The 1,878-nt window shown below is 55.5% G+C and carries 3 protein-coding genes; all 3 read left to right on the top strand.

Annotated features, from left to right (window positions below):
• The first annotated feature begins 184 nt into the window (after positions 1-184).
• The 3 genes from AC1D0Z_RS20665 (at position 185) to AC1D0Z_RS20655 (ending at position 1,707) form a co-directional block, all read left to right on the top strand.
• A complete protein-coding gene (locus AC1D0Z_RS20665) occupies positions 185-574 on the top strand; it encodes a hypothetical protein (protein WP_477660039.1) in 390 nt (129 codons plus the stop codon).
• Positions 575-702: 128 nt separating this feature from the next.
• Complete coding sequence (locus tag AC1D0Z_RS20660) at positions 703-1,155, top strand: hypothetical protein (protein ID WP_477660038.1); 453 nt, start codon at positions 703-705, stop codon at positions 1,153-1,155.
• Positions 1,156-1,350: 195 nt separating this feature from the next.
• Positions 1,351-1,707 (top strand): MmcQ/YjbR family DNA-binding protein, encoded by a 357-nt coding sequence (locus AC1D0Z_RS20655; RefSeq protein WP_477660037.1) that lies wholly within the window; start codon positions 1,351-1,353, stop codon positions 1,705-1,707.
• The last annotated feature ends 171 nt before the right edge of the window (positions 1,708-1,878 follow it).

Raw genomic sequence — 1,878 nt, 5'->3', positions numbered from 1 at the left:
CTAATATTTCGCCAGGCTTGGGCGCGCAGCAACAGGATGCCGCCACGCGGCGCTTGCTGCGTTCCGGGAAGCTCAAACGTTATGCCTCATGAAGAGGCGTTCCTTCAATGTGGCTACGATCCTGGCCCCCGTGTCTGTTCACGCGATTGCAGTGGCTAGTCCCAAGTCGGAGTGCGAAGTTCTGATGAACGAGGCGCTCCCCCTCGCGGAAAAGATGCTGAAGGAGCACGGCGAGTTCTACCCCTACGGATTGACGCTCGACGCGGCAGGTAAGGTCGCGCATATGGGTGCAACGGATGGAACTGACCGTCCCAAGTCAGCGCCGCTAATCGAGTTGCTCCGCGCCCGGTTTGTGGATGGTGCGAAGGCGGGCAAGTACCTTGCGACGGCTCTTGTCTATGACGTTCGGGTGGTGGATCCTTCCACCGGGCTGAAGTCAGATGCCATCGCAGTTGCGCTTGATCACCGCGACAGCTATTCGGTCGTTGTGTTCTTTCCCTACAGCCTGCATCAGGGCAAGTATCTGCCTGGAAAATTGTTCGCGCAGAAAGGAGAGGGTCGTGTGTTCAAGTAACGGACGGAGGGATAACATGTCAATCGACGCGGACCCACAACAGCAGGAGGCGGCTTCGCCGCAAGTGGTGGTCCGGTCATCTTCACGTTAGGCTGCATCGGCGTAGCATCTTCCATCATCAAACAAGCATGACAGCACTTCGGGAAATTTACAGGCACAAAAGTACCTTGCAGTTGGCACGCAAACTCCTCACCGCGGCAATAGTGCTTCAGCTCCCATTTCTGATCGAGATCGCGCTCAGACAAGCCGATTTACTGCTTCACCTCAACATCCTGGGCGACAGGCAAATGCCGAACAAGATATTTTGGTTTTTAAGCCTCACGGCGTCCGCCCTGGCGATAGCCGGGTTCACCATCGTTTGCCGCCAGCTATCGCTATGGGAAGGCGATCTGGAAAACACCGAATTCGTACAGCGAACCAGGCTACTTGGGACAATGAAAATTGYTGYGGGCATTCAGCTTTTCTTCTATCTCGTCTTTTTGCTTCCAGTGTTCAGCCTCATTCCAGTAGCTTGGGCCAGGTCGAAAGCCACCGCCGCCATTCAAGACCTTGAGCGCTTGATGCCCACTCGTCGGCGCTAGACAGAGGAGAAAAAGATGCAGCCTAACCCTTCCATCGAGTTGGCATGGCACGGCAAGCCGGTCAATTCAGCTCATGTCAAGCGTTGTGTGGCACAGGTGGATGAACACCAATGAGCGACCGGAATCTCACACGGAAGTGGTGGCGGTAAGGACGCATGTCAATCGCCTCCCATCGCGCCGCAGCGACCCACCTTCATGAAGATTGATTCCATTCGCAAGTACGCACTGTCTCTCGAGGCAGTGACGGAAGAGCCGCACCACAACTACTCTTCGTTTCGGGTGCGCGGCAAGATCTTCGCAACAATCCCACCGGATGGAGACTTCATACACGTCTTTGTAGGTGAAGAAGATCGCCAGCAAGCGCTCGCGTTGTGTCCAGAATCCGTGGAGAAGTTGCTTTGGGGAAGCAAAGTCTTGGGTCTCCGCGTGGCGCTGGCATCCGCAAGGCCCACTGTGGTCAAGTCTCTCCTGAGAACAGCCTACGAAACGAGGGTCCAGAAGGACGCAATTGCAAAGTCCTCGACTTCAAGAAACAGAAAGGCTAAAGCGTGAGCATCCTGCAGTGAGCCAGGTCATGGCCGCGTGTGCTTAGAATGCGAGCGAAAGTGAAAGTCGTCTTGGTTTTCGCCGTTTGGCYTTGTCTTTTCTGGAGAAAAAAGCGACCTCACCCGCCAATCGATGCAGACCCCCAGCAGCAGTGGTGGCTTCACCGCTGGTATTGGT

It is taken from the genome of Polaromonas sp. P1_E3 (genome assembly GCF_056405935.1).
Note: the sequence above shows the minus strand (reverse complement) of the source record. Positions and strands in the feature narration are given on the sequence as shown.